The organism is Methylibium sp., assembly GCF_031393925.1.
Classification (GTDB): domain Bacteria; phylum Pseudomonadota; class Gammaproteobacteria; order Burkholderiales; family Burkholderiaceae_C; genus Methylibium.
On the sequence record NZ_JANMWL010000114.1, the window covers coordinates 1 to 7,388 of the forward strand.

The following is a 7,388-nucleotide window of genomic DNA, read 5'->3' on the forward strand; positions in this document are numbered from 1 at the left end:
GCGCTGCCGACGAGCGGCTGGTGCTGATCACGCTCACGCGCCAGGGCGCCGACTTGCGCGAGCGTGCCGAAGCCGTCCACGAACAGGTGGCCTGCGCCACCGCGTGCTCGCCCAAGGAGCGCCAGGCGCTCGTTCGCGAACTCAAGTCGCTGCGCGCGTCGCTGTTGGCACACGGTGCCAGCTGATTTCAACTTTTTCCCCCTCTGTCCGACCCCTCCTGGAGACCTGATGAAACTGATGCAATACGGCCTGAAGCCCATCGACTTTGCCAACCCGAAAAGCGCGCCCGAGCCGCAAGGCCTGTCGCGCCGCGGCTTCGTGGTGACCTCGCTGGCCAGTGGCTTCGCGGTGGCCTCCAACCCGGTGCTGGCGCAGGCGATCACCACCGACACCCAGGGCCTCACCGCCGGCGAGATCAGCATCGTGGTGGCCGACGGCAAGATTCCCGGCTATCGCGCCATGCCCGCCAAGCGTGGCCAGTACCCCGTCGTGCTCGTGGTGCAAGAAATCTTCGGCGTCCACGAGCACATCAAGGACATGTGCCGGCGTTTCGCCAAGCTGGGCTACTACGCCATTGCGCCCGAGCTGTTCGCGCGCCAGGGCGATGTGGCGAAGATGACCGACATCGGCGCCATCCTCTCGCAGGTGGTGTCCAAGGTGCCGGACGCGCAAGTGAGCTCCGACCTCGACGCCACCGTTGCCTTCGCCAAGGCCAGCGGCAGCGCCAACACCCGCAAGCTGGGTGTCGTCGGCTATTGCTGGGGCGGCCGAGCGGCGTGGATCTACGCGCGCCACAACCCGAAGGTCAAAGCGGCGGTGGCGTACTACGGTCTGCTCGACGGCATGAAGTCCGACATCAAGCCGCAAGACCCGGTGGACTTCGCCTCCGAGATCAAGGTGCCGGTGCTGGGCCTGTATGCCGGCATCGACGACTTCGTGAAGCCGGCCGTCATCGAGCAGATGCGAAACGGCATCGCCAAATCGGGCAGCGGCTCGGAGATCGTGGTGTTCCCGGGCGTCAATCACGGCTTCAACGCCGACTACCGCCCCACCTACGACAAGACCGCAGCGACCTACGCCGCCAAGCTCACGCGCGATTGGCTGAAGGACCACGGCGTCTGATGACAATAGGCTGCCGCCGGCCTGCCAGGCAGCGCTGCGGCAGCCAGGTCATGGGCTGGCGCTTGCCTGCTCAGCGCGGCAGACCGCCCTCGTGCGCATGCCTGGGCAGCACGACGATCGGCTGCGGCTTCCAGCCCTTGCTGCGGTGTTCGGCGACCACCGTGGTGTAGATGCCGCCGCGCACGTACCACTTGGCGGTGATGCGAGCGAAGCGCGGCTGGGTCACCTCGACGATGCGGGTGAGGATGTCGTTGCTGACCTTCTCGTGGAACGCGCCCTCGTCGCGAAAGCTCCACATGTACATCTTCAGGCTCTTGAGCTCGATGCAGAGCTGGTCGGCCACCAAGTCGATGGTGATGTGCGCAAAGTCGGGCTGGCCGGTCAGCGGGCACAGACAGGTGAACTCGGGAATCTGGAACTCGATCGCGTAGTCGCGCTCGGGCGCCGGGTTGGGGAACACATGCAATGTCTTCGACGGCGCGGTCGGCGGGTTGGCGGGCAGCGGTCGCTGCTCGGCGGCGGGGGGCTTGCGAGGAGTCTTTGCCATGGGTGCGGTGGACGTTTGCTTGCAGTCGGTCGCTGCGGTTCGGGGCGAGGTCGATGCTATCATCCAGGCCATTCAAAGACCGGCCTCAGCGCCGGTTTTCCATTACAAATCAACGAGTTAGCGGTGCGAGCTGGCGCCGCGACAACCGCCCACGATGCGCCTGAACTCGATCAAGCTTTCCGGCTTTAAATCGTTCGCCGAGCCGACCAACTTCTTGCTGCCGGGCCAGCTCGTCGGCGTGGTCGGGCCCAACGGCTGTGGCAAGTCCAACATCATGGACGCGGTGCGCTGGGTGCTCGGCGAGAGCAAGGCCAGCGAGCTGCGCGGCGAGTCGATGCAGGACGTGATCTTCAACGGCTCGGGCAACCGCAAGCCGGCCAGCCGCGCCAGCGTGGAGCTGGTGTTCGACAACGCCGATGCGCGTGCCGGCGGCTCCTGGAACCGGTTCGCCGAGATCGCCGTCAAGCGTGTGCTCACGCGCGATGGCACCTCCAGCTACTACATCAACAACCAGCCGGTGCGCCGTCGCGACGTGCAGGACGTGTTCCTCGGCACCGGCCTCGGCCCACGCGCCTACGCCATCATCGGCCAGGGCACCATCTCGCGCATCATCGAGTCCAAACCCGAGGAGCTGCGCCTGTTTCTCGAAGAGGCGGCCGGTGTCTCCAAGTACAAGGAGCGCCGCCGCGAGACCGAGAGCCGCCTCGAGGACACGCGCGAGAACCTGCAACGGGTCGACGACATCCTGCGTGAACTCAACGCCAATCTCGACAAGCTCGAGAAACAGGCCGCGGTGGCCGGCAAGTACCGGGCGTTGCAGGACAGCGGCACGCTCAAGTTGCACCAGCTCTGGTTCTTGAGGCACCGCGACGCCGCGGCAGAAGAAGAGCGCATCAAGAAGTCCATGCTCGACGCCACCAACGCGCTCGAGTCGCGCCTGGCCGAGCTGCGCCATGTGGAGGCCGAGCTCGAAACGGTGCGCCAGGCGCACTACGCGGCCGGCGACGCGCTGCACGCCGCGCAGGGCTCGCTCGCCGAGGCGGCGCTGGAGGTGAGCCGGCTCGAGGAGCGCATTCGCTACGTGGTCGAAGGCCGCCAACGGGTCGAGCAGCGCCTGGCTGAGTTGACGACGCAAAACGCCACCTGGGACGAACGTCGCCAGCAATCGGCCGCCGGCCTGGATGATGCCGGCGCGCAGATCGGCCGGGCCGACGAGCAGGCCGAGCTGCTGGCCGCGCAGGCCGAGGAGCAGGGCGGCGCCGTGCCGGGTCTGGACGACGCCGTTCGCAGCGCGCAGGCGAGCAGCCAGGCGCAACGCGCCAAGGCGCTGCAGGTGCAGCAGCAGATCCAGTTGCTGGCGGCAGAGTCGCGCAGCGTGGAAGAACAGAGCCGCGCGCTCACGCAGCGCCGCGAACGGCTCGCCAGCGAACAAGACAAGCTCGCCGCGCCGGATGAGGCGCTGTTGGGTGCCCTGCGCGTTCAATTCACCAGCGCCCAGGCGTCGCAGGCCGTCGCCGACGCGCGCGCCGAGGAGCTGACGACCTTGGTACCGACGCTCGACGCCGAACGCAGCGCCCAGCAGCAACGCGTCAATGCCCAAGCCGGCACGCTGGCCGACCTGAGCGCCCGCCTGGACGCCTTGCGCGCGCTGCAAGAAAAGGTGCAGACCGAAGGCAAGCTCAAACCGTGGCTTGCCAAGCACGGGCTGGACGCGCTGCCCGGCCTGTGGACCCGGCTGCACATTGAAGCCGGCTGGGAGACGGCGCTGGAAGCGGCGCTGCGCGAGCGCATCGGCGCACTCGCGGTCGGCCGCATGGAGACGGTGCGCGCCTTCGAGGGCGACCCGCCGCCGGCCAAGCTGGCCTTCTACACGCCGCCCGCCGCGTCCATTGCCAACACGCACACCACGCTCCCGCGCCTGTCGGATTTGCTGCGCCTGGCCGATGCCGGCCTCAAGGCGCTGCTCAACGACTGGCTCGAGGGCGTCTACACGGCGGCCTCGCTGGACGAAGCGCTGGCCGCGCGCCCGCAGCTCACCCACGGCGAAGTGGTCATGACCCGCGCCGGCCATGCGGTCAGCCAGTTCGCGGTGAGCTTTCATGCGCCCGACTCCGAACAGGCCGGCATGCTCGCGCGCATGCAGGAGATCGAGAACCTGCAGAGGCAGACGCAGGCGCAGGGCATCACTCTCGACGCGGCGCGAAGCGCGCTGGTACGTGCCGAGGCCGCCTACACCGAGGCCTCGTCGCGTCTGGTGGGTGCGCGCCGCGAGGCGGGCGAAGGCCAAGTGCGCAAGCACCAGCTGCAAGTCGAGGTGCTGCGCCTGACGCAGCAAAGCGAGCAGACCAGCGCCCGCCGCGGCCAGATCGAAGGCGAGCTGGGCGAGATCGACGCCGGGCAAGACGAACTGCAGGAGCGCCGCGCCACCGGCGAAGCGCGCTTCGAGGAACTCGACATGCTGCTGGCCGGCGAACAGGAGCGCCATGCCGAGCTTGATGAAGCGGTGATCGCCGCCGAACGCCGGCTCGCAGGCGCGCGCGAGCAGCTGCGCTCGCTGGAGCGAGCGGCGCAGGAGGCGCAGTTCAGCTCGCGCGCACTGGCCGCACGTCGCGGCGAACTGCAGCGCGCCATCGAGACGGCGGCGCAGCAGATCGACGCCAACACGCAGGCCGCGATGCAACTGCAAGAAGAACTCGGTCGCCTGACCGATGCCGCCGCGCAGGCCGGTTTGCAGACCGCGCTGGCGCTGCGGCTCGAGCGCGAAGGCGCGCTCGGTGCCGAGCGCAGCCAGTACGACGATCTCTCTGCGCGGCTGCGCCAAGCCGACGAACAACGCCTCGGATTCGAGCGCAGCCTCGAGCCGCTGCGCGAAAAGCTCGGCAAGCTGCAGCTCGAGGAGCAGGCCGCGCAGCTCGGCGGCGCGCAATACCTCGAGCAACTCGGCGCGGCGCAGGTGGACCTGGCCGAGGTCGGCAAGGGCATCGAGGCGGGCGGCGTCCGGCTGCAAGGCCTGCAGGGCGAGATCGATCGCATCAACCGCGAAGTGGCAGCGCTCGGCGCGGTCAATCTCGCAGCGCTCGAGGAGCTCACCTCCGCGCGCGAGCGCAAGGGCTTCCTCGACGCGCAGTCGGCCGACCTGGTGGAGGCCATGACCACCCTCGAAGCCGCGATCCACAAGATCGACCTCGAAACGCGCGACCTGCTCAAAGGCACGTTCGATACCGTCAATGAACATTTCGGGCGCATGTTCCCCGAGCTGTTCGCGGGCGGGCAGGCGCGGCTGGTGATGCCCGGCGACGAGATCCTCGACGCGGGCGTGCAGGTCATGGCGCAGCCGCCGGGCAAGAAAAACGCCACCATCCACCTGCTCTCCGGCGGCGAGAAGGCGCTCACCGCGATCGCGCTGGTGTTCGCCATCTTCCAGTTGAACCCGGCGCCGTTTTGCCTGCTCGACGAGGTCGACGCGCCGCTGGACGACGCCAACACCGAGCGCTACAGCAAGCTCGTCAAGAGCATGGCGAGCAACACCCAGTTCCTGTTCATCTCGCACAACAAGATCGCCATGGAAATGGCCGAGCAACTGATCGGCGTGACCATGCAGGAGCAGGGCGTCTCGCGCATCGTCGCGGTGGACATGCAGGCGGCGGTCTCGATGGCCGAGGCGGCGTGAGCCGCGCGCGAGGCGCACGGCGCGCCGACGCGGCGTGGCGCCGCGGGTTCGTGTCGGCGGTCGGGTCGCCAAGCCGCTGGGTCGGGGGGACAAGATGACCACGTTTCAGATCGCGCTCGCCCTGGTCGGCGTGCTGGTGCTGGCCGGCGTGGTGGTACACGGCGCGTGGCAGGCGCGGCGCAGCGAGATCAAGCGCGTGGCCGACGAGCCCGCGGTGCTGCCCGCAGCGCAGGAGCCGAGCTTCGATGCGCCGGCCGCGTCAGAGCGCGCGGACGGGGCGGCCAGCGCGCCGCGCATCGAGCCCACCCTGATGCCGCAGCGCCGCGCCAGCGCACGGGTCGATGCGCTGATCGACGCGATCGCCACGCTAACGCTCGACAGCCCCGCCAGCGGCGACACCGCCATCGCCCACCTGCCGCCGTCACGGCGCGCGGGCAGCAAGCCTTTCCTCATCGAAGGCCTGAACGCCGAGACCGGCGAGTGGGAAGCGCCCGTCGCCGGGCAGCGTTACGGCGAGTTCCAGGCCGGTTTGCTGCTGGCCAACCGCGGTGGCGCGCTCAACGAGATCGAGTACTCGGAATTCGTGCAGAAGGTGCAGACCTTTGCCGACGCGCTCGGTGCGCTGCCCGATTTTCCCGACATGCTCGACGTGGTCGGCCGCGCCCGCGAACTCGATGCCTTTGCCGGCCAGCACGACGCGCAACTGGCACTGCGCCTGGTGTCGCGCGGCGCGGCCTGGTCGCCCGGCTATGTGCAACAGCACGCGGCGCGCCACGGCTTCGTGGCCGGTGGGCTGGCGGGGCGGCTCGCCTTGCCGGGCCGCGAGGAGGGCGCACCCCCCGTGCTCAGCTTGCAGTTCGACGCCCAGGCCGCACTCGCCGACGACCCCAACCAGTCCGCGCTGCGCGAAATCACCCTGGCCTTCGACGTGCCCCAGAGTGCTGCGGCCGAGACGCCGTTTGCCACGTGGTGCTCGCGCGGCCAGGCGCTGGCGCAGGCGCTCGACGCCGCGCTCTACGACGACAGCGGCCAGCCCTTCCAGGCCAGCGCGTTCGCCGCCATCGAGCAGGAGCTGGAGCGCCTGTACACGGCGCTCGCCGAGCGTGATCTCGCGGCCGGATCGGGCGCGGCACGGCGTCTCTTCAGCTGACGACGCGGCTTCGACTGTGGCGCCGCGAGCGCCCATAAACTCGCTTTCATGCCCGATCAAGATCCTGCGCAACGCGCTGCCGAACTGCGCGCGCTGCTGCTGCACCACGCGCACCACTACCACGTGCTCGACGCGCCGGAAATCAGCGACGCCGAGTACGACCGGCTGTTCCAGGAACTGCAGGCCCTGGAGCAAGCGCACGTCGAGTTGCGCACGCCGGACTCGCCGACGCAGCGGGTGCTCGGCGCCGTACTCGAGGGCCTTGCGCCGGTGCGGCACGCGCTGCCGATGCTGTCGATCGAGGCGGACCGCGACACCGGTGAGGCCGCGGCGCGCCGCTTCGACGCGCGGGTGCGCAAGCTGCTCGAGCTGGGGGACACCGACCCGCCACTTGCCTACGCAGCGGAGCTGAAGTTCGACGGCCTGGCGATGAGCCTGCGCTACGAGCACGGCCGCTTGGTGCAGGCCGCCACGCGCGGCGACGGCGAGACCGGCGAAGACGTGACGCACACCATCCGCACCATCCAGCAAATTCCGCAGCGACTGCGTTGGCTCCCTCTGCCGCCGGGGCAGGAGAGGGCGGCGACCGAGGGCGCTCCCGAGGTGCTCGAGGTGCGCGGCGAGGTGTTCATGCGGCGCGACGATTTCGAGCGCATGAACGAACAGCAACGCGCGCGCGGCGAGAAGATTTTTGTCAACCCGCGCAATGCCGCCGCCGGCATCGTGCGCCAGCTCGACGCCAGGATCGCCGCCATGCGCCGCTTGAGCTTCTTCGCCTACGGCCTGGGCGAAGTGCGCGGCTGGACGCCACCGGACACCCACAGCGCCACGCTCGATGCGCTGGCACGCAGCGGCATGCCGGTCAACGAGCAGCGCGCGGTGGTGTGCGGCGCCGACGA

Annotated in this window: 5 protein-coding genes and 1 pseudogene; 5 read left to right on the top strand and 1 reads right to left on the bottom strand. The window is 69.3% G+C overall.

Going from position 1 to position 7,388, the window contains the following annotated elements; translation table 11 throughout:
• Together RMO12_RS06650 and RMO12_RS06655 are read left to right on the top strand one after the other, a co-directional pair.
• Positions 1-185 (top strand): annotated as a pseudogene (locus RMO12_RS06650) (MarR family transcriptional regulator); the annotation flags it as partial.
• Positions 186-228: 43 nt separating this feature from the next.
• Complete coding sequence (locus tag RMO12_RS06655; RefSeq protein ID WP_309638688.1) at positions 229-1,122, top strand: dienelactone hydrolase family protein; 894 nt, start codon at positions 229-231, stop codon at positions 1,120-1,122.
• 70 nt (positions 1,123-1,192) lie between these two features.
• On the opposite strand, the gene queF is transcribed toward RMO12_RS06655, so the two are convergent.
• Entirely contained in the window at positions 1,193-1,669 is a 477-nt protein-coding gene (gene queF / locus RMO12_RS06660; RefSeq protein WP_309624369.1) for a preQ(1) synthase, read from the bottom strand.
• 154 nt (positions 1,670-1,823) lie between these two features.
• Between queF and smc the strand changes: the two genes are divergently transcribed.
• The 3 genes from smc to RMO12_RS06675 all read left to right on the top strand — a co-directional run.
• Positions 1,824-5,339, top strand: a complete 3,516-nt coding sequence (gene smc, locus RMO12_RS06665; protein WP_309638689.1) for a chromosome segregation protein SMC — start codon at positions 1,824-1,826, stop codon at positions 5,337-5,339.
• Positions 5,340-5,433: 94 nt separating this feature from the next.
• Positions 5,434-6,489, top strand: coding sequence for a cell division protein FtsZ (locus RMO12_RS06670; RefSeq protein ID WP_309638690.1), 1,056 nt, complete (start codon positions 5,434-5,436; stop codon positions 6,487-6,489).
• Positions 6,490-6,537: 48 nt separating this feature from the next.
• On the top strand, positions 6,538-7,388 hold an 851-nt coding region (locus RMO12_RS06675; RefSeq protein WP_405029632.1), incomplete at its 3' end, for a DNA ligase LigA-related protein.